Source organism: Streptomyces sp. NPDC048111 (genome assembly GCF_043202815.1).
Classification (GTDB): domain Bacteria; phylum Actinomycetota; class Actinomycetes; order Streptomycetales; family Streptomycetaceae; genus Streptomyces.
The window spans coordinates 96,799-115,569 of record NZ_JBIDBD010000001.1 but is presented as its reverse complement, the minus strand read 5'-3'; the positions used below and the strand labels follow the sequence as shown (position 1 = coordinate 115,569).

Genomic DNA, 18,771 nt, shown 5'->3' with positions numbered 1-18,771 from the left:
CGCGTGCGGTCACCGCGCCGATTGTCATTGCGTTCCGGGGCCGGTCGCGCCGGGCGGCGCGCCCGGGGCAGGGGGCGACGGGGTGTCGAGGAGGGAGACGCCCAGGCGGGTGGGGCTGTGGAGCGCGGTGTTGCGGTGCCTGACGGTCTGGATCAACCCGGCTTCACGCAGCACGGTCGCGTGCTCGCTGGCGTTGGCCGGTGAGATCCCCACGAGCGCGGCGAGATCCTTGGTGGTGGAGCCGGGCCGGGTGGCGATGGTGTTCAGTACGGCGGCCCGCGTGCGGCCCAGGAGTGCGGTCAGGGCGGCCGTCGTCGTGGCGGCGGGGGCCTTGGGCGCGAGAGCGGTCAGATGGCTCAGCGGCTGGTCGATGCCCGCGACGTAGGTGAGTACGGGCTGGGGTTCGCCCGTGTGGAAGGCGGGGCGCGCGTGGAACGTCGAGGGGACGAGGAGGAGCCCCGTGCCGCCGAGATGCACGTCGACGTCGGCACCCTGCCGAACCGTGCGCATCTCCAGAACCGGGGGCTTCCAGCACAGCCACAGCGGATTCGCCAGGGAGAGCAGCTGCTCGACGCCACCGTCGAGCAGCTGCCGCACGCGCACCGCACGGTCGGCCTCGAAGTGTGCGGCCAGCCGCTCCCAGTACGGACCCACCAAACGGTCGAAGAGGTGCCCCACGCGATGGTGGAACTCCCGGCGCAGATCGATGTCGTCCGCGAGGTCGCGGGCCCAGGACGGAACGTGCTGACCCGAATCGGCGATGCTCCGCAGGTCGGCGTCCAGGGCCTCGGGGGTGGCGGTGAGGAGGTGCTCCAGCAAGCGGCTGGGTGCCCCTGCCCGCAGCGGGGCGAGGAAGCTGGGCGACATGCCGAGGGGTGGAGCCAGGGCCAGGACGCGGCGCGCATCGGGTGGCAGCGCGGCCAGGGTGTTCTGTCGCCAGGCGCCGAGGCGCACCGGCTGGGCGTGCCGGTCCTGCAGGGCGCGCATGGCGGCGACCAGCTCCACCAGCGGCATGGGCGCCTCGGCGAGCCGGGTGCGGGCGAGATCCTGAACCGTGAAGTGAAAGCGCCAGACCATGCCGCCCCCTCTCGTGACACATCGCCCGGCGATGGTCCCGGAGCCGGGGCCGCCCGGTCCAGAGGCCTTCACGCCGAACCGCCGCCGGTCATCAGGGGCGGGTGGAGGCCGCCCCGCGTTCCGGCTCCCTCGGCAGCAGCAGGGCGGCGAGCCGGTGGGTGTCCGCGAGGTAGCGCTCGTAGGGGAAGCCGGCTTCCAGCAGGGCGGTGCGCAGTTCTTCCTCCAGGGGTTTGCCCTCGGCCAGGAAGGTGGCCTGTCCCGTCGGTGTGAGGGAGACGAGGCGCCGGCGCCGGTGCGCGGGGTCGACGGTGATCGTCACGTACCCGTCGGCCTCCAGTGGGCGCAGGGCGCGGCTGATGGCGGGGTCGGACAGGTTCAGGGCCTCGGCGAGCCGGTGCTGGGTGGCGGGCTGGATCTCCTCAAGCGTGCCCAACAGCCTCAACTGGCTTGGAGAGAGGCGCTGTTCGGGGCCGGAGCGGCGCCGGGCCGCCTCACCCATCAGCATGACCACGCGATACAGGAGCTCTGCCAGTCCTTCGTCCATGGGGCCACTCTACCTGACTGTTGCGCGGTTAATATTAACCATGCAACACTCGATGCATGGACACTCTCCCCTACGCGGTTCGGACCGCGTTCCCGCTGCTGTTCCTGCTGGTTCCCGCCCTGGGCGCGCTGCTGAGCTGTCGCCGCAACCCCGACAGGCCCGCCCTTGAGATCTGGGCTCGCTGGTGGTCGGTGGGCGCCCTCGGCTGCGGCAGCCTGTGGATCACGTTCTCCTTCCTGGCGTTTCCGGACGCCATGGCCGACGCCATCGGGTTCGCCCACTCGCCGTTCCAGTTCGAGATCGCCTTCGCCAATCTCGGGTTCGCGCTGATGGGCTTCCGCGGCGCGTCCGCCTCCCCGCGCGAACGTCTCACCATCGGGCTCGGCGCCGCCGCGTTCCTGTGGGGCGCCACGATCGGCCACGTCCACCAGTGGTTCGCGCACGGCGACCACGCCGCCGGAAACACGGGTGGCATCCTCGCCGACGACGTCCTCATCCCCGCCGTCATGATCGCCCTGGCCGTATGGAGCATCCGCCGCGCGCGTGCCGACCGCGACCGTGCCGTCCGCCCGGTGGCCGCGCGTCTGGGGTGAGCGCGATCCCGCTCGGCGGGACGCGGAGCCGCATCCGGCTCGCACAGGCGAAGGCATTCCCGCAGGACGCTTTCCCGCACCTGTAAGGTCGGCCGCGACCGAGATCGCGGCCGATCCGTGCATTTCGTCCCCCCGTACTTCTTCCGCAGGGAGGCGTGGTTCTCATGACCCTGTCCATCCGTAACCAGATCGCCGGCACCGTCACCTCGGTCACTGCCGGTGAGGCCATGACGTCGGTGCGGGTCCGCCTGGAGGGCGGCCAGGACATCGTCGCGGCGATCACCACGGACGCCGCCAAGGAGTTGGGCCTGACCGAGGGCTCCGCCGTCACGGCCCTCGTCAAGGCGACCGAGGTCTCCCTCGCCAACCGCGTCGTGGAGGGCGTGTCCATTCGCAACCAGATCCCCGGCACGGTGGTCGACGTCGTGGCGGGTCCCGCCATGGCGTCGGTGAAGGTCGATGTCAACGGCGGCGGTCTCACCGCCGCGATCACCGCCGACGCCGCGCGGGAACTCGGCCTCGCCGCCGGCTCCTCCGTCGTCGCACTGATCAAAGCGACCGAGGTCTCCCTCTCGGCCGCCTGACCCACACCCTCCTCATGGGCCACGCCAACGCCCGCTCCATGGCCGATCGCCGACCGCACCACCGCCCTGAACGGCGTGAGCGGCCGCCGGTCGTTCCGGGACGGGTCCAGCGGGAGCCTGCGAAGTGCTGGGTTCCCGGCGCGCCGTCCGCTCACACGATCCGAGTTGAGCATGTGCGACGGGTGTAACCCCTGATGTCCCTGGGGTATCTCGGACCGTAATTCGATCTTCCTACGGTCCTGTCCGTAGGAGTGGCCGCCCGCCCCGCGTGGGACCGGCCGGATCCGGACGCGATGACGAACCTAGGGGTGTATCGGTGGCATCGGGCTCGAAGGACGGCAGGGTCCGCACGGTCTGTTCGTACTGTGGCGTCGGCTGCGGGATCGTGCTTGACGTGGTCCGGGACGCCGACGGCCGGCGTCGTGCCGCGAAGGTCTCCGGGGACAAGGAGCATCCCGCCAACTCCGGTCGGCTGTGCACCAAAGGGGCCACGAGCGCGGACATGATGGCCGCGCCGGGACGACTGGACCGAGCGCTCATACGCGCCGACCGGGGCGCCGCACCGGACATGGCCGACGTGGACGAGGCGATCGCGAAGGTGGCCGCCCGGCTGCGCGCCCTGCTCGACGAGCACGGACCGGACGCGATCTCCCTCTACGTGTCCGGCCAAATGTCGCTGGAAGCACAGTACTTGGCGAACAAGCTCGCCAAGGGGTTCATCCGCACCCAGCACATCGAGTCCAACTCCCGTCTGTGCATGGCCTCGGCGGGCTCGGGCTACAAACTGTCACTCGGCGCCGACGGACCGCCCGGCTCCTACGAGGACTTCGACCACGCGGACGTGTTCTTCGTGATCGGCTCGAACATGGCCGACTGCCATCCGATCCTGTTCCTGCGGATGATGGACCGCGTCAAGGCCGGCGCCAAACTGATCGTGGTCGACCCGCGGCGCAGTGCCACCGCCGACAAGGCCGACCTGTTCCTCCAGGTCAGGCCCGGCACCGACCTGGCCCTCCTCAACGGACTGCTGCACCTCCTGCACGCCGCGGGCCACACCGACGAGAGGTTCATCGCCGAGTCCACCGAGGGCTGGGACGAGATGCCGGCCTTCCTCGCCGACTATCCGCCCGACCGCGTCGCCGCGATCACCGGCCTCGCCGAGGACGACATCCGGCGGGCCGCGCGCTGGATCGGCGAGGCCCGTGAGTGGATGAGCTGCTGGACCATGGGCCTCAACCAGTCGACGCACGGTACGTGGAACACCAACGCCCTGGTCAACCTGCACCTGGCCACCGGCGCACTGTGCCGTCCCGGCTCCGGACCGTTCTCCCTCACCGGTCAGCCCAACGCCATGGGCGGACGCGAGATGGGCTACATGGGGCCGGGCCTGCCCGGACAGCGCTCGGTCCTCGTGGACGCCGACCGCGCCTTCGTCGAAGACCTGTGGAACGTCCCCGAGGGTTCCCTGCGTACCGAGGCCGGGCGCGGCACGGTCGAGATGTTCGAGCGGATGGCCGCGGGGGACATCAAGGCCTGCTGGATCATCTGCACCAATCCGGTCGCCTCCGTCGCCAACCGCAAGACCGTCATCTCCGCGCTGGAGGCCGCCGAACTCGTCATCACCCAGGACGTGTTCGCCGAGACCGAGACCAACGCGTACGCCGATGTCGTCCTGCCTGCCACGCTGTGGGCCGAGTCCGACGGAACGATGATCAACTCGGAGCGCACCCTCACGCTCGTCCAAGGCGTCCTCGACCCACCCGAACAGGCCCTTCCCGACTGGCAGTTGATCGCCCGCGTCGGGTGTGCGATGGGCTTCGCCGACGCGTTCACCTACACCTGCGCCGAAGAGGTCTTCGAAGAGCTGAAGCGGGCCTGGAACCCGCAGACGGGATGGGACCTGCGCGGTGTGAGCTACGAGCGGATGCGCGCCACACCGGTGCAGTGGCCGGCGCCGGACGCCGAGGGTCCCCACCGCAATCCGATCCGCTACCTCAACGACGGCGTCAGCCAGACCCTGCTCACCCGTGAGGACGGCACCCGCCCCCGCCTCGCCTTCCCCACCGCCGGCGGCCGTGCCCGCTTCTTCGCCCGCCCTCACCTGCCGCCCGCTGAACTCCCCGACGACGACTACCCGTTCGTCCTCAACACCGGCCGCCTGCAGCACCAGTGGCACACCATGACGAAGACCGGCAAGGTCTCCAAACTGACCAAGCTCAACCCGGCCCCGTTCGTCGAGGTGCACCCGGAGGACGCCGCTGCCCTGGGTGTCCGCGAGGGGCAGTACCTCGACGTCGCGTCCCGCCGAGGCCGCGCGGTGCTGCCGGCGGTCGTCACCGACCGAGTGCGCCCCGGCACCTGCTTCGCGCCGTTCCACTGGAACGACCTGTTCGGCGAGTACGTCAGCGTCAATGCCGTCACCCACGACGCCGTCGACCCCCTCTCGTTCCAGCCCGGGTACAAGGCCTGCGCCGTCAGCCTCAGCAGGACGGTGGCTCCCACGGCGCCGCGGTCCACCACGACCCCGATCCGGGCGTCACCCCCGCCGGCCGCACAGCTGGAGCCGTCCACCGGCCCCGTACCCGCACTCGCCGCGGTGCTGGGGCTCGAAGCCTCCGTACCCGCCCCGCCCCGCGCACCGCTCGCCGAGACCGAGCGCCGATACCTCTGGGGCTTCCTCGCCGGTCTGGCCGCGGCCCCGCTCGACGGATGCGTTCCCGTACTGCCTCTGGACGCGCCCCTCACGCCCGACTCCACGCTGTGGGTGGACGGCGTACTCGCGGGCATGTTCTCGCGTCGGCCCGTGGCGGTGGCGGCAGTGACAGCGCCTGGCGCGGTACCCGCGCCGCGCGCCGCCGACCCCGCCGCAGGATCAACCGCCGTGCCCGTCAGCCGCGTTCGCCCCCTGGTGATCCTGTGGGCCTCGCAGACCGGCAACGCCGAGGAGTTCGCCCGCTCCGCGGTGGGCCGTCTGACAGGGCTGGGCCGCCCGGTGGACCTCTTGCCCATGATGGAGGTGGATCCCTCCCAACTCCGCCCCGACACCGACCTCTTGATGCTCACCAGCACGTTCGGCGACGGCGACGCACCCGACAACGGTACGGACTTCTGGCACGCCCTCAGCGCCCCCGACGCCACACTTGCGCAGGGACTCCGCTACGCGGTGCTCGCCTTCGGGGACTCCACCTACGACGACTTCTGTGGCCACGGCCGCCGGCTCGACGAACGCCTCGACGCCCTCGGCGCCGTCCGGCTCACGCGGCGCACCGACTGCGAACCCGACTTCGAGGAGGCAGCCGAGGAGTGGCTTGAGCGTGTCGCCGCCGCGCTCGGGACGGCGCAGGGCCAGGGCCCGGGGCGGCTCACCGATGAGACGGGGCCGCGCACGGAGGACCTACCGAACGCGTCAACCAGCCGCCCCGGCACGGCAGTTGGCGAGACCGAGTCCAGCACCGCCGTACCTTTACCCGGCCCTCTGCCGCCCGGCGCCGCTCCCGCACCCGCCCCCAAGGCGCCGGCGGGTTACGGCAAGGCGTCGCCGTTCCCGACCCTCCTGGTCGGCAACCGGCTGCTCAGTCTTCCCGGTTCCGGCAAGGAAGTCCGCCAGTTCGCCTTCGACACCCGGTCCGGTGAACTCGCCTACGAGGCGGGCGACGCCCTGGGCGTGTGGCCGGCCAACGGCGCCCCCCTGGTCGCGGAGTGGCTCGCCCTCACCGGCCTGGACCCCGACGAGCCCGTCGACCTGGGCGACGGCACGCCCCTGCCGCTCCGCGAGGCGCTCCGCAGCCGGCTGGACATCTCCCGCGTCACCACCGACCTGCTCCGGTTCCTGCGGGACCGCACGGGCAGCCAGGAGCTCAAGAGGCTGCTGCGCCCCGACAACAAGGACGCCCTGGCCAGGTGGAGCTGGGGCCGCCAGGCCGCCGACGCCTTGGCGGCGTACCCCGTACGGGCCTCGGCCGCCGAATGGACCGCCGTCCTCAAGCGCCTCCAGCCCCGCCTGTACTCCATATCCTCCAGCCCGCTGGCGCACCCCGACGAGGTGCGGCTCACCGTGTCCGTCGTGCGGTACACCAACGAGCTCGGCCGCACGCGCAACGGGGTCTGCTCCAGCTACCTCGCCGACTGCGCCGACGACGGTCCCGTCCAGGTCTTCGTCCAGCGCTCTCCGCACTTCCGGCCGCCGGCGGATCCGGGCACCCCCATGATCATGGTGGGGCCGGGGACCGGGGTGGCCCCCTTCGTCGGCTTCCTCGAGGAGCGCGAGGCTCGCGGCCACGGCGGCCCCAACTGGCTCTTCTTCGGCGAACAGCGCGCGGCCACCGACTTCTACTACCGCCAGGACCTGGAGGCCCACCGTGCCTCCGGCCACCTCGACCGTCTCGACCTCGCGTTCTCCCGCGACCAGCGCAACAAGGTCTACGTCCAGGACCGCATGCGGGAGAACGGGGCCCGCCTGTGGGGCTGGCTCCGCGACGGCGCCCACTTCTACGTCTGCGGGGACCGGGGACGCATGGCGAAGGACGTCGACCAGGCGCTCAGGGAGGTGGTGGCCACCCACGGCAAGATGGATGAGGACGAGGCCGCGGCACATGTGCGGCGGTTGTCGGCGGAGAAGCGGTATGTGCGGGATGTGTACTGAGGTGCCCGTGCCTGGCGAGGAGGCCGCGGCCAGTCCGTGCACCGCCGGGACCGGCGGAGGGGGTCACTGGGCACGCTGGTCGAGCATCATGGACAACAGCAGCCGATGGGTCTCGCCGTCGGCGGCAACCAGCAGCCCGCGCCCCGACTCGCCAAGTGGAGCGCCGTCGATGCCGGTGACGACGCAGCCGGCGGCTCGGCACAGGGCGATGCCCGCTGCGAAGTGCACGCTCTGGCGCAGATCGCCTCCGTCGGTGACGTACGCGGCACGCTTCCCTGCGGCCACCCATGCCAGCGCCAACGTCGTGGAGACGACACGAGGCCGGAAGAGCTCGATGAAGCGCGGGTGGGACAGGAGGCCAACTGCGCGCAGCTCCGGCGCACTTGGGAAGGGCGGGTCGAGGTTGACGTCCACCAGCCGACTGTCGGGGGTAGGGCTGAGGGGTGTAGCGGGGGAGCCGTCCTGATGCACCCAGGCGCTCTCTCCGTCGGTGACGAAGACCTCGCCGCTGAAAGGGTCGGCTATCGCCGCCGCTCCGTCGGACAGGGCCACATTGACGGCCACCAGCATGCTGCCCACCGCATGGTTCAGGGTGCCGCAGAGGGGATCCACCAGCCATTGCCGCCGAGCGGTGGCCGCCCCCTGCCGGCCGCCCTCCTCGCCGAGCACCGCGTCGTCGGCCCGTGCGGCCCGGATGACGCCGAGGATCGCGCTCTCCGCCTCCACGTCGGCGGTGGTGGCGAAGTCCCCGGCGCCTTTGTCGATCCGGTCGAGCCGTTGGCCGTACGTGCCGCGGACCACGTCGGCGCCCGCTCGTGCGGCTGCCGTCGCGACCGCGGCATCGTCGTCGTTCTCGGGTGAGTCGATCATGCCGCGCAGCGTATCGGGGCGGGCGCGGTCGGGCCGTCCGGTCCGTGCCCCGGGGCCGGGGCACGGACCGGAGCGGCTCGGGTCAGTGCAGTTGGAACTGTTGGGCGGGGCTGCCGTTGCAGTCCCAGATCTGGAGGCGGGTTCCGTTGGCGGTGGCGCCACTGGGGGAGTCGAGGCACCTGCCGGACTGGGGGTTGAGCAGCGAACCGTTCGGCTGCGCCACCCACTTCTGGCCGCCCACACCGTTGCAGTCCCAGAGCTCGACCTTGGTACCGTCCGCCGTGCCGTTGCCGTTGATGTCCAGGCAGCGCCCGAGCGTGCGGAGCGTCCCGTCGGCCAGGCGGGCCCAGTGCTGGTCCTCGGCGTACTTCTGGCAGCCCCACAGTTGCACGGCCGCTCCGTTCACCCCTGTGTCGTCGGCCGCCACGTCGACGCACGTGCCGCCGGGCCCGGTGAACTTCCGCTGGTCGCCGTTGGGTTCGTCGGTCTGGCCGGTGTAGCCGACGGAGGTGATGTCGGCCTGCACCGCGTTCTCGGCGGCGTCCGTCGGGTATCCGGCGACCATCACGCCCTCGAAGAACGTGCCGCGGTTCCAATTGCTGTTGTCGCCGCCGGTCCCCAGGATGATGCCGCCCTCCTGCTGCATCGGCCGGTAGCCGCCGCGGTTGGGCAGCGCCCCGTCCCACCAGGTCGACAGGCCGCCCGACTGCGCGTCCCCGCCCTTGAGGGCGTACCTGGTCTGCCCGTTGTTCTTGAGCATGGCGGTGACGTACGGGGTGGCGTTGCCGCGATTGGCGGTGTTGGAGCCGTCGGCGCCCTGGAACATGCCGTTCTCCAGGTCGGCCTCCACCCAGGGTCCCGCGCCCGTGCAGGGAGCGAAGTAGCAGGTGGTGGCGATGGAGACGGCGTCCATGTGGCCGTTGCCGGTGTCGGCGGGCGTCCGCTCGGCGTTGCCGTAGTCGAAGCAGCAGGCGGACCCCACATGGGTGCCGCTCGCGACCATGTAGGCCCCCTCTGCCTGGCCGTCGACCTCCGTGCCCGAGGCTTGGCCCACGGAGCGGTAGCCGACGCCGGGCGAGATCCAGATGCCGTACACCTTGTGGCCGCCCGCCGTCACCGCGATCTCGGCGGCGTCCGCGCCCCGGTCGGCGCCCATGCCGGCGGTGCCGGCCGGGCCGGGCAGGAGGTCGTTGTGCCGAGCCGTCTGGTCGTAGACCTTGCTGATCGAGCACGTGGTGTTCTGGCAGAACACGTCCTGTGCGGCGGCGTTGGCGTACCCGCCGGGCGCCAGCGGTCCGATGTCCTTGGCCCCGCCGTCGGAGACCCGCCGCACCTGGTACAGCGGACCGTTGTAGCCGGAGAGCAGGGCGCGGGTCGTGCTGTGCGCGGCGACGCATGGAGTGCCCGCGCTGCCGTAGATGTCACAGGGCAGCGACGTGGCGGCCTGGGACGGGCCCGGCAGCGCCAGCAGGGTGCCGAGCACGGCGGCCAGGACGGCCAGGACGGAGAGCGCGGCCCGGCGCGCACGGGCGCCCGGGCCATGGCGTAACGCGCGGGCACGAGCCGACGGACGGGGGTGTGATGCGCTGCGCATGCTGTGCTCCTGGGGTCGGGTGCGGCCTCAACAGGTGTGCGTGGGACGCGAGTTGCAAGCAGTGCGATTGAGGCGCAACGTAGACCCGCTGTTTGGTTTCGTCAATGTTTGTTGCTTCGCGGGTTGGTGCTTTTGCGGGATGTTTGGGTTCTGTCCGGTTGTGAATCTGGTCGCGGACCGGACGCGGACGCGGTGGCGGGGCCTGGTGCCCGCCCGGTACCGGCCGGTACCGGGCGGGCTCGACCGCTTACGAGGCGAGGAAGGACTCCACCATGGGGAGGACGAGTTCCGTGCGGCGCAGGACGTCCATGTGCAGGCAGTCGGGAAGGATCGCGAGCCGCGCGTCCGGAACGAGGCGGTGCATCGTCGCCATGTGCTCGACGCTCACGAAGTCCGTGTCGCCCGCGATCAGCAGCGCCGGCGCGGAGAGCCCGCGCAGCTCGTCCTCCGACCAGCCCTCGTAGCCGGCCGCGGCCGTGCACTTCGCCAGGAAGGCCCGGAAGTGCCCGGGGTCGGGGGCGACGGCCGTGTACGCGTCCGCCATCGCCTGGAAGTCGGCCTGCGACGGGAGGCGCCGTGACCCGGCATGCAGTGCCGGATCACGGATCTCCGCCAGATAGCCGTCCTGACGGAACGGGACGGATGCCAGGACCACCCGGCCCACGCGCTCCGGGTGCCGCACGGCCATCTCCAGCGCGGTCATGCCGCCGAGGCTGAACCCGAAGAGGTCGGCGCGTTCGATACCGAGCGTGTCGAGCAGCGCCACGACGTCCTCGGCGAGGTTCGGCACCGTCATCTCGCGGTCGGTGTCCGCGGTGTGCCCGTGGCCCTGCAACTCGACGGCGATCACGCGGTGCGTCGCCGCCAGCGCGGGCAGGAGGGCGCCGAAGGACAGCTCGATGGTGAGTACGCCGCCGTGCAGCAGCACCAGCGGACGGCCTTCGCCGTGGCTCTCGTAGTACATGGTGAGGCCGTTGACCTGCGCGTACCGGCCTTCAGGCGAAGCGGGTACGGGCGAAGCGGATGCGGATGCGGATGCGGGTGCGGAGTTGTGTTGGTTGGTCGTCATCGGGTCCGTCCGTCCGGGGGCGCTGAGATTGGAGGGTGCCTGTGTGGGGCGGCCCCCATGGTGCAACGTGCTTGCTGTGGAAGCGAGTTGTGGCCTGCCTGGGTCACCGTCGCCAGAACAGGTGGTGCGTCACCCCGCTCGGGCTGGGCACGGCCTCATGGTGGAACCGGTCGGTGAGCTCGTCGGGGGAGTCCCACAGGCGCAGGCCCGAGCCGAGCTCCACGGGCGCGACGGCCACGTGCAGGGTGTCGACGAGGTCGGCGTCGAGGAACTGGCGGACGGTGGAGACCCCGCCGCCGAGCCGCACGTCCTTGCCCTGGGCCGCCTCGCGGGCCTGCTCCAGGACCGAGGCCGGGTCCCCGTCGACGAAGTGGAACGTCGTGTCGGAGAGGGTGAACGACGGCCGCTTGTGGTGGGTCAGTACGAAGACCGGCGTGCGGAACGGCGGCTCCTCGCCCCACCAGCCCTGCCACGTCTCGTCGTCCCAGGGGCCGCGCTGGGGGCCGAACTTGTTGCGGCCCATGATCTCGGCGCCGATGTTGCGTGCGAAGTCCCGGGTGAAGTAGTCGTCGAGACCCCGGGTTCCGCCGGGAGCCGTGCGGTTGGGCCAGCTGGCCGTGGCGCCGGCCCACGAGAAGAGCCGCTCGGGATGTTCGACGCCGAACGGCATCTGGAGCGTCTGGTGCTCACCGGCGGCGATGCCGTCACTGGAGACGTTGAAGTTCATGACTCTCAGCAGTTGTTCCATGGGGTCCTCATCGGGTTGCGTCGGCTCACGTCGTGGTGCCGGGTCCTCGTGCGGCGGGATGCCTCACACCAGGACGTCGAACGGGGCACCGCCGTATCGACAACGACCCTCGATCTTTTTCGTTCGCCGAAGACGATCACCACGTACGGACGGCAGCCCCGACTGCGTACGGACGCGGCTGCCCTCACCGCGTACGGACGCGTACGGAGACGGCAGCCGGCCCGGCCGCGGACCCTGCCTCGTCCTGTACGGGCTCGACGCGGTGCCCTGCGGGCCCGTCAGGAGGGCCACGCTCGTCGGGATATGCCGGCCTATCGCGGGGCCGGCCCCCGGGCTGGTACCTGGGGTATTGGCTGCATCCCGCCGCCACCGGTCAGGGAATAGCCACGCGAGCGACGGCGGCCATGGTGTCCGAGGCATTCACCCTGCCGGACGTGGCATACCTGGAGATCGCGCACGATGCGGCGAATGCCTCCAGCGGCGCCGTACCGCGCCGCCTCGGCTTCGCCGAAGTACGTCGTGAGCAGGTGACGCCGCCCGCTGCCCCCTCGGACTCCGGCATCGACGTGGTGTGGCGATTGAATCGGCCCTGCACCGAGCGTTAGGCGGCCGTATTCCGAGCCGCCCATCCGCCCTCCGCGCCCACTCTCGTCGCCACGGTCGGGGCGCCCGTGCCGTGGGGCGCTTCGTCCGGGTTCCGCGAGGGACTCGATCAGGGGACTGAGGGGGCGCCCCCCTCCGCCCGCGCCCTGCTTGCCGCTTCAGCCCGCCAGGCCCTGGAGGACTTCCGCTCCCGGGAGTTGGGCCAGTGCCCGGCCCGGCACGATCAGCTTGCCGCGTCGCCTGCCGCTGCCGATGAGGACGTACGGGGTGTCGACCACCGCCGCGTCGATGAGCAGCGGCCACGACGTGGGCAGACCCACGGGGGTGATCCCGCCGTACTCCATGCCGCTCTCGGTGACGGCGACGTCCATCGGCGCGAACGAGGCCTTGCGTGCGCCGAGATGCTTGCGGACGGTGCTATTCACGTCGACCCGGCCGCCGGCGAGGACCAGGCACGCGGCGAGCGTGGTCTCGCCACCTCGCTTGGCGGCGACCACGACACAGTTCGCGGAGGCGTCGAGCGGCACGTCGTACGCCTCCGCGAAGACGGCCGTGTCGGCCTTTTCGGGATCGGTGTCGACGTAGAGGACGGCTTCGGCCGCATCCCGGGCGTCCCAGTTCTTGAGAGCGTCGGCCACCGGGGCGGCCAGGTCGTCGCGTACGTCGAGCGCGGCTTGAACGGTGTCGAAGTTGCCGAAGGGGGCGGGGGTCGAGGTGGCCATGAATGGACTCTAATGCAGGGCGAAATCCCCTCGGTTTGGGCCCGGGGTCGGCTGCCCTGCCGATCTCTCGGCGCCCGGTTCCGGAGACAGGGTCCACCACCCCGGATCCGTTACCAGGTGCCGACCGGCGACGGCTTCTCACTGCCCTGCGGCGATCGGACGCGCTAGGGGCGACCCCCGACGAACCAGCGGGCCGGGAGTTCCACCGGGGTGCCGTCGGCGTGGGTCTCGCTCATCGTGAGCGCGGTCGCGCCTTCGGCGAGGACGGTGAGGCCGGCCGCGCTCAACAGGGCGGCGACCTCCCCCTCGGCCACCTCGCCGGGACGCAGGTCGTGCTCCTTGACGCGGCGCAGCTTCAGCGAGGGGCCGCCGGGCTGTGCCGCGAGGGCGGCGATGACGTCCTTGGCCTCGCCGGTGGGTTCCAGGACGAGGGCGCGTCCGTGGGTGCCGACCAGCCGGGCAACGGTGGCGGCCACCGCGGGGCGGTCCTCGGGGTCGCTCTGGTGCAGGACGGCCCGCATGTAGACGTTCGTGTCGCCGATCCGTTCGTGCAGGGCGCCGGCCTGCACCGGGTCGGCGAGGTTGAGCTGTTCGTAGGTGGCGGCGCCGTCCGGGTCGGCACGGCGGGCGTGGGCGACGGCGGCGGCGGAGAGGTCGACCCCGACGGCGCGGGCGAACCGAGTGGCGAGGAAACGCGTCTGGGTACCGTTGCCGCATCCGAGGTCGGCCACCGGGAGCGCGGGGTCGGCGTACGGGGTGAGGTGGTCCAGATCGCGCTGAGCGGTCAGCGCCGGATCCGCGTCCCAGAAGGGCTCACCCGACTCACCGGAACTCTGCTCCCAGAATCCGTCCCAGGAAGTGCGGTAGCGGTCGGACACGGTCATGGGGGGTCTCCTTGCGGTGTGCGACGGGTGAGGGGTGGGGGCCCCGGCCTCGCCGGGGTGGCAGCCGGGAGCCCGGGGCCCGGGGCTCTCGGCAGCCGTCTCCTACCCAAGTGAACAGCGACCGAAGGGTCCTGATGCGGGGTGGCGGGCGAGGTAGACCCGATTGGGTGGACTGCCGTGGCCTTCGGGGCGGGCCGGGGTGCCGGGGACGTACGGGCTGAGCCCCTGGGGCTGCGCAACCCCGGATCCGCTCAGAGGTTCCGCCCCTCGGCGCGCTGGGTCCAACCGGCGCGCTCGCCTCCGGGGCGGCCGAGGTGCCGGTCTGCTCGACAACGCTGGGTCCGGAGCGGGTCAGGGGTCCCGGGCCCCGGCGTCGCGTTCGGGGGGCTCCGCATGCAGGCGCCCTCAACTGCTAGAGCAAATGCGGCAGTTGGAGGTGCGAGCAGAGGCAGGGCTCATGGGGCGACGACGGGCCCCCCGAGCCCCGCCCCGGCTCGTCCGTCAGTTCGCGAACGTGCCGACCAGGCGCTGCGGGGTGATGCGGACGACCACCCGGACCACCTCCGGCGGCAGTTGCAGATACTCGTCGCCCGCGGCGGGCCCCTCGTACTTCTCGGCCAGTGCGACGGCGACCTTCCGGCCCTGGTCCTCGGCCACGACCGCTGTGCCGCGCACCTCCAGGTAGCGCTGCGGGTCGACCCGGTCGTAGACCGTCAGGCTGACCCGGGGGTCGCGCTCCATGTTGGTTATCTTGCGGCGCCCGGCCGCCGAGGAGAGCAACAGGTCGTCGCCGTCCCGGCCGACCCAGACCACCGAGGTCTGGGGGCTGCCGTCGGGGTTCAGGGTGGCGAGGACCGCGGGGTTCACATCGTCGAGGAGTCTGCGGGCGGCGTCGTTCAAGCTGATCATCACGCGCGTGACCCTAGCCAGGCGGGGTGGCGGTGTCGAGGCGGTTTCGCTGTGGGCCGGGTGGTTCGCTGCGGCGTCGGCGGTACGTTGCACGGGCGATTGAGATGGTCGGCCGCGCTTGTTCCGGTGTCGCTGTCGGTCGACCTTCTGTGAGGTGGTGCGGCGGATCCCGCGCCGCGCAGGTAAGCACGGAATCCGCGAGACCTGTATGACGTGTACGCGATCACACACGGGTGTAGCAGGCAAGTCCGCTTCCTGATCGATGGGTTCATGCCTCTGCCCAGGACCGGCCCACCGCGCATGCCCCGCACCGGGCGGCCCCGCCCAGAGTGGCCCCGCCCCCGGGCGGCCCGCCGCCGACGGGCGAACGGGGCCCGGATACAGTGCGCGCGAAGGCAGCCGCGGCTGATGACGGAGGGGCAGCATGGCCGACACCAGTGAGACCCGGGCCAGTGACAGCGCGGCGCGGTCGACGCGGCCGGGCGGGCTGCGCCGCCTGATGCGCCACCTCCCCGTGATCGCCCCCGTCCTGCTGTGGACCGTGCCGTGCTGGCTGCTGCTGTACGCCGGCCAGCACTGGCCGCTCCCGGTCACGCTCGCGGCGACCCTCCTGTTCCTGCTCGGCCTGATCGGCATGCCGCTCGCGATGATGCGGGGCCATGGCCGCAGACAGCAGGACGGTGCGGCCATCCTCGGGGACACCCTGCTGGGCGCCGCCTGGGTCCTGTTCACGTGGTCCGTCCTGCTCGGCGCGCTGCTGCGCCTCGCGCTGACGGTGGCCGGTGTCGGCGACGGCCAGGACCGGGCCCGGATCGTCACCTGGGCGACCCTCGGCACCGCCGCCGCGCTGCTCGCCTGGGGGTACGCCGAGGCCCGCCGCGTACCGCGGGTGCGCCGCCTGGACGTCCAACTGCCGCGCCTGGGGCCCGGGTTGGACGGGACGCGGGTCGTCCTCATCACCGACACCCACTACGGCCCGCTCGACCGCGCCCGCTGGTCGGAGCGGGTCTGCGCGACGGTGAACGATCTGCGGGCCGACCTGGTCTGCCACACCGGCGACATCGCGGACGGGACGGCCGAACGCCGCCGGGCCCAGGCCGCCCCGCTCGGTACCGTGCGGGCCACCAGGGCCCTGGTCTACGTCACCGGCAACCATGAGTATTACACCGAGGCCCAGGGCTGGGTCGACCTGATGGACGAGCTGGGCTGGGAGCCGCTGCGCAACCGCCATCTGCTGCTCGAACGCGGTGGCGACACCCTGGTGGTCGCCGGCGTGGACGACGTGACCGCCGGTTCCTCCGGCCTCCCCGGCCACCGCGCCGACCTCGCCGGAGCCCTGGACGGAGCGGACCCCGACCACCCCGTCCTCCTCCTGGCCCACCAGCCCAAGTTCATCGACCGCGCGGCGGGCCACGGCGTCGACCTTCAGCTGTCCGGCCACACCCACGGCGGCCAGATCTGGCCCTTCCACCATCTCGTCCGGCTCGACCAACCCGCCCTCGCCGGCCTGAGTCGCCACGGCGACCGCACTCTCCTCTACACGAGCCGCGGCACCGGCTTCTGGGGCCCGCCGTTCCGCGTCTTCGCCCCGAGCGAGATCACCCTCCTCGTGCTCCGCTCCCCGGAACGGCCGTCCGCCTCGTAGCGAAGGTCCGTCGCTCTTCAAGGGCCGTCGGCACCCCGGTGCCTCAAGACCCGGCAGCAACCTGGTGTGGTACCTGCCGACGTCCCCAACTGGCGTTCCCAGAGAGCGAGTTGACGCCTGAAGGCGAGGTCGCCCCGGCGGCCGTACGGTCGAAGCCGGTCAGTCGTCACTCTCGGTCCGCCGCACTCGCGCGTTCTCCGGGAGCGCACCTGCGGCCCGCCGCACCAGCCCGTCCACCAGGAGCGCGAGGCCCGCCTCGAACGCCGCGTCATGATCGATCGGCGGCAGGTCGGCGGGCAGTGCCGCGCCGTCCTCGGAGGCCGCTTCCGCCTGTTCCTCCAGGACGCTGCCGACCGTGAAGCGGCCCGCGGCCAACATCGCCATCTGGGCGTCCCGTTCGGGCAGACCGGCGCCGACGAGGAAGTCCATCTTGCGGCGGATCCGGTCGAGGTCGTTCGTCGGGGTGCTGCCGGCATGCAGTCGGGCGCCGTCCCGCCGCATCAGCAGCGTGCGCCGGAAGCTGCGCGTGTTCTCCACGAACCAGTCGCGCCAATCATCACCGGGCGCCGGCAGGGCCGCCGTCGCATGAGGTTCCATCGCCGCCGCCGCCATCGCGGCGAGCAGGTCCTTCTTGGTGCGGAAGTGCCAGTAGAGCGACGGCTGCTCCACGTTCAGGCGTTTCGCGAGCCGCCTCGTGCTGACGGCGTCGAGGCCGACCTCGTCCAGCAGGGCGAGCGCCTCGGCGACCACGGCCTCACGGTTCATCTTCGTCACGTTGACAATCTATCAGTGATAGACGACGGTGAAGAGGAACCTTTCAGCGATAGATTTTGGAGGACGGGCATGCCGAAGAACCCGGTCGAGCAGTCCCTGCGGATCCTCATCGCCGGCGGTGGCGTCGCGGGGCAGGCCCTGGCCTTCTGGCTCACCCGTGGCGGCCACCGCGTGACCGTCGCCGAGCGCTTCCCCGCGCTGCGGGCCGCCGGCGCCCAGGTCGATCTGCGGGGGCAGGGCATCGAGGCCGTCCGGCGCATGGGGCTGCTCGACGCCGTGCGGGCCGCGCGCGTGGACGAGGCCGGCGTGGCGTTCATCGACTCCCGCGGCAGGGCCAGGGCGACGATCATGGCCAACACCTCGGGACGGGGTCGCCAGACCCTCACGTCCGAGTACGAGATCATGCGCGGGGACCTGGTCCGCATCCTGCACGACGCGACGCGGGACGACGCCGAGTACGTGTTCGGCACGAGCGTGGACGGCTTCGAGCAGGACGCGCGCCAGGTCGTCGCGCGCTTCTCCGACGGTTCGTCCGGCACGTTCGACCTGTTGATCGGCGCCGACGGCCAGGGGTCGCGCATCCGGCGCGCGCTCCTGCCGAAGGGTGTCGATCCCTACTGGCGCCTCGGCATGCACATGGCCTACTGGTTGGTTCCGCGCATCGCCTCCGACAGCAACGTCCGGGACACCTACATGGCCCCGGGCGGTCGTCAGATCATGCGCCGCAGCCACAACGCCACCGAGACGCAGGCGTACTTCGTCCTGCGGGACGCGTCCGAGGAGGCCTCGGCCGTCCACCGCGCGCCCGTCGAGCGCCAGCAGGAGTTCTGGGCGGACAGGTTCCGCGACGCGGGGTGGCAGAGCGGGCGCTTCATCGAGGGAATGGGGGCCAGCCCGTTCTTCTACTCCCAGGAGGTCGTCCAGGTCCGCACCGACACCTGGTCCGAGGGGCGTGTGGTGCTGGCCGGTGACGCCGCGCACTGCGCCTCCCCCTACAGCGGCATGGGCATATCGGGCGGCCTGGTCGGTGCCCACGTCCTGGCCCGGGAGATCAACCGGAACCCGGGCGACCTGCCCACCGCACTCGCGCGCTACGACCGTGTGCTGAGGCCCTTCGTGGAGGAGATCCAGAGCGGGGTCAACCCCCGTCTGCTGCGTCTGGGCATGCCCACGACCCGGCGCGCCATCGACGCCTTCCAGACCGCCACCGCACTGGCCAGCTTCCTGCGCGTGCCAGAGATCGCCGCACGCCTGTCGAAGGAGGACCGCGGCGGCGAATGGCAACTCCCTGACGATCCGGCCCCGTTGACGCCCCGGTGACACCGAATCGTCGGCGAACGCGACCTGAACGCGGGGGAGGAGAGGCAACAGGGCGTAGGTCAGGGCGGGTTGGGTCGGCGCTTCGTCGCGGCGTCGGCTGATGTGGCGAAGTGCCCCGCGCGGAATGGCCGTTGCGTGTGCGGAGTCGGCCGGGTCGGTCTGTAATGGGCGCGAGGGGCGGAGTCGGTCGGCG

General features: G+C 71.7%; 16 protein-coding genes. 6 read left to right on the top strand and 10 right to left on the bottom strand.

Annotation, left to right across the window (positions count from 1 at the left end):
• Window positions 1–24 precede the first annotated feature (24 nt).
• Together ACGF3I_RS00545 and ACGF3I_RS00540 are read right to left on the bottom strand one after the other, a co-directional pair.
• On the bottom strand, window positions 25–1,077 hold the full coding sequence (locus ACGF3I_RS00545) for a MarR family transcriptional regulator (protein ID WP_393128287.1): 1,053 nt from the start codon (window positions 1,075–1,077) through the stop codon (window positions 25–27).
• Between the two features lie 91 nt (window positions 1,078–1,168).
• Window positions 1,169–1,621, bottom strand: a complete 453-nt coding sequence (locus tag ACGF3I_RS00540) for a MarR family winged helix-turn-helix transcriptional regulator (RefSeq protein ID WP_393128286.1) — start codon at window positions 1,619–1,621, stop codon at window positions 1,169–1,171.
• 56 nt (window positions 1,622–1,677) lie between these two features.
• Here ACGF3I_RS00540 and ACGF3I_RS00535 point away from each other — a divergent pair, with 56 nt between their 5' ends.
• The 3 genes from ACGF3I_RS00535 (at window position 1,678) to ACGF3I_RS00525 (ending at window position 7,440) form a co-directional block, all read left to right on the top strand.
• Complete coding sequence (locus tag ACGF3I_RS00535; RefSeq protein WP_393128285.1) at window positions 1,678–2,214, top strand: DUF6790 family protein; 537 nt, start codon at window positions 1,678–1,680, stop codon at window positions 2,212–2,214.
• Window positions 2,215–2,378: 164 nt separating this feature from the next.
• Entirely contained in the window at window positions 2,379–2,798 is a 420-nt protein-coding gene (locus ACGF3I_RS00530) for a molybdopterin-binding protein (RefSeq protein ID WP_393128284.1), read from the top strand.
• A gap of 316 nt (window positions 2,799–3,114) precedes the next feature.
• On the top strand, window positions 3,115–7,440 hold the full coding sequence (locus ACGF3I_RS00525) for a molybdopterin-dependent oxidoreductase (protein ID WP_393128283.1): 4,326 nt from the start codon (window positions 3,115–3,117) through the stop codon (window positions 7,438–7,440).
• A 63-nt stretch (window positions 7,441–7,503) separates the two neighbouring features.
• On the opposite strand, the gene ACGF3I_RS00520 is transcribed toward ACGF3I_RS00525, so the two are convergent.
• From ACGF3I_RS00520 to ACGF3I_RS00505, 4 genes are all read right to left on the bottom strand, one after another.
• Complete coding sequence (locus ACGF3I_RS00520) at window positions 7,504–8,310, bottom strand: inositol monophosphatase family protein (RefSeq protein WP_393128282.1); 807 nt, start codon at window positions 8,308–8,310, stop codon at window positions 7,504–7,506.
• Window positions 8,311–8,392: 82 nt separating this feature from the next.
• Entirely contained in the window at window positions 8,393–9,904 is a 1,512-nt protein-coding gene (locus ACGF3I_RS00515) for an arabinofuranosidase catalytic domain-containing protein (RefSeq protein WP_393128281.1), read from the bottom strand.
• A 247-nt stretch (window positions 9,905–10,151) separates the two neighbouring features.
• Complete coding sequence (locus ACGF3I_RS00510) at window positions 10,152–10,973, bottom strand: alpha/beta fold hydrolase (RefSeq protein ID WP_393128280.1); 822 nt, start codon at window positions 10,971–10,973, stop codon at window positions 10,152–10,154.
• A gap of 103 nt (window positions 10,974–11,076) precedes the next feature.
• Window positions 11,077–11,721: a dihydrofolate reductase family protein gene (locus tag ACGF3I_RS00505; protein ID WP_393128279.1), complete on the bottom strand. Its 645-nt coding sequence runs from the start codon at window positions 11,719–11,721 to the stop codon at window positions 11,077–11,079.
• A gap of 32 nt (window positions 11,722–11,753) precedes the next feature.
• Here ACGF3I_RS00505 and ACGF3I_RS00500 point away from each other — a divergent pair, with 32 nt between their 5' ends.
• Complete coding sequence (locus ACGF3I_RS00500; protein WP_393128278.1) at window positions 11,754–12,326, top strand: GNAT family N-acetyltransferase; 573 nt, start codon at window positions 11,754–11,756, stop codon at window positions 12,324–12,326.
• 156 nt (window positions 12,327–12,482) lie between these two features.
• Here ACGF3I_RS00500 and ACGF3I_RS00495 read toward each other — a convergent pair whose 3' ends face one another.
• From ACGF3I_RS00495 to ACGF3I_RS00485, 3 genes are all read right to left on the bottom strand, one after another.
• Complete coding sequence (locus tag ACGF3I_RS00495) at window positions 12,483–13,046, bottom strand: YbaK/EbsC family protein (protein ID WP_393128277.1); 564 nt, start codon at window positions 13,044–13,046, stop codon at window positions 12,483–12,485.
• Window positions 13,047–13,210: 164 nt separating this feature from the next.
• Window positions 13,211–13,930 carry a methyltransferase domain-containing protein gene (locus tag ACGF3I_RS00490; protein ID WP_393128276.1) on the bottom strand — a complete coding sequence of 240 codons (720 nt, stop codon included), beginning with the start codon at window positions 13,928–13,930 and terminating at the stop codon, window positions 13,211–13,213.
• Window positions 13,931–14,431: 501 nt separating this feature from the next.
• On the bottom strand, window positions 14,432–14,839 hold the full coding sequence (locus ACGF3I_RS00485; RefSeq protein WP_393129072.1) for a PPOX class F420-dependent oxidoreductase: 408 nt from the start codon (window positions 14,837–14,839) through the stop codon (window positions 14,432–14,434).
• Between the two features lie 424 nt (window positions 14,840–15,263).
• Between ACGF3I_RS00485 and ACGF3I_RS00480 the strand changes: the two genes are divergently transcribed.
• A complete protein-coding gene (locus ACGF3I_RS00480; protein ID WP_393128275.1) occupies window positions 15,264–16,484 on the top strand; it encodes a metallophosphoesterase in 1,221 nt (406 codons plus the stop codon).
• 159 nt (window positions 16,485–16,643) lie between these two features.
• On the opposite strand, the gene ACGF3I_RS00475 is transcribed toward ACGF3I_RS00480, so the two are convergent.
• Window positions 16,644–17,249: a TetR/AcrR family transcriptional regulator C-terminal domain-containing protein gene (locus tag ACGF3I_RS00475; protein WP_393129071.1), complete on the bottom strand. Its 606-nt coding sequence runs from the start codon at window positions 17,247–17,249 to the stop codon at window positions 16,644–16,646.
• Window positions 17,250–17,327: 78 nt separating this feature from the next.
• Between ACGF3I_RS00475 and ACGF3I_RS00470 the strand changes: the two genes are divergently transcribed.
• Window positions 17,328–18,578 (top strand): FAD-dependent monooxygenase, encoded by a 1,251-nt coding sequence (locus ACGF3I_RS00470; RefSeq protein WP_393128274.1) that lies wholly within the window; start codon window positions 17,328–17,330, stop codon window positions 18,576–18,578.
• Window positions 18,579–18,771: the final 193 nt, after the last annotated feature.